This window comes from Enterococcus italicus DSM 15952 (assembly GCF_000185365.1).
GTDB lineage: Bacteria > Bacillota > Bacilli > Lactobacillales > Enterococcaceae > Enterococcus_G > Enterococcus_G italicus.
In genome coordinates this window covers 1-1,440 of record NZ_GL622253.1, presented here as the reverse complement: position 1 = coordinate 1,440, position 1,440 = coordinate 1, and the positions used below count along the sequence as shown (strand labels likewise).

Genomic DNA, 1,440 nt, shown 5'->3' with positions numbered 1-1,440 from the left:
GGTTCTAAGTCAAATAGTGTTGTTTTAGTTAAATCACCTATGGGAAGTGCTTCGGCATTTCCTTTTTTGTGTTATTAAATAATTTCGCAAAGATTCTGTTGAATCATGACACGTTTACGAAGATTACGGAACGTCCTAAAGCCAAAAGCAATTCGTTTGATGACCTTGATTAAATTATTCTTCCCCTCTAATTTCCCGTTAGAGTAAGGAAATTTAAGGGAGTTGATGATTGCTTTTTTATGCTTGTTCAGATAGAGGATTGCTTTCTTAAATCTAGTGTCTAATGTAGCTGGCAAGTCATTGATTATTTCAAAGAAGGTTTTGAAATCCTTGGCATCAAAAGCAGTTAATAAATCTTGATAGACTTCATAGCTTTCCCTCAACTGGCTATTCACTGACAATAAGTAATCTAAAACCTCTGATTCAGTCATGTATTTCCTTTGGAATAGTGGGTATTGCTTGAAGGACGTGTAATTAATCTTCGCGTTTTTCTTGAGTATAGTCCGCCAATATTTCTTCAATTTACGATAGTCTTTCATAGCCTGTGGATTACTTTTCTTTAATTGATTCATTGCTTGAATCCTTTGTTTATTGATAGCTCTCGTCAATTGTTGGATCACATGAAAACGATCAATCGATACTTGTGCTTTCGGGAAAATAATCTTAGTGATAGCGCCGTAGGCGGCATTCATGTCCATAACTATATGCGTGACTCGCTTTCTAGCTTCAAAACTAAAATGCATGAAATACGCCTGCAGTTTAAAGTTTCGGCGATCATCAAGAATATCAACTATCTTACCAGTATCGGCATCACTGATAATAAAGCACATGGCACCTTCACAATCACTGGTCCCTTTAAATTCATCAATCAGTAAATGTTTGGGCAGGTAATTTGGTTTTAAACGTGGTTCTTCAAAGAACGAATCTAATACCCTTTCAACCGTTTTTGAGGAAACTGAGTAACTTTTGGCGATATCCTTCATGGAGACTTTCTTTTTTAAGTCAACGGCAATGGCAAACTTCAAAGGTTGTGCGATATAGCAGTTTTCTGCCACATAGTAAGTATTCGCTGAGAAGGTATGGCGACAGTCCTTGCAAAGAAACCGCTGTTTAAATAAATGGAGATAAGTAGGCACTTCTTGATAAGGGATTAATTGAATCCAACTGTCTTTGTACGCATGACGAATGATATTCTTAAACCCACAAAGCGGGCAGCAGTCGATTTTGTAGGTTAAAACACCTGTAAAGACATTGGCCATTCGGCCATGAATTTTTTTCTTGGATACAGCGTCTTTAGAGAAGCTGATATTGTCATCTTTGATATTTAGAATCTGTTTAATGATTTTGTCTAGCCTTTCGTCTTTTTCTTTGATATTCTTAATTATGGACATTTGGTTTTCCTCCTATGATTGGGTTCTGCGATTTAATTATAGGACAACC

1 protein-coding gene is annotated in these 1,440 nt (G+C 36.5%); it reads right to left on the bottom strand.

Annotated elements, in window-relative coordinates; genetic code table 11:
- Positions 1–74: 74 nt before the first annotated feature.
- Positions 75–1,391, bottom strand: a complete 1,317-nt coding sequence (locus tag HMPREF9088_RS11070; RefSeq protein WP_007209345.1) for an ISL3 family transposase — start codon at positions 1,389–1,391, stop codon at positions 75–77.
- Between the last annotated feature and the right edge of the window lie 49 nt (positions 1,392–1,440).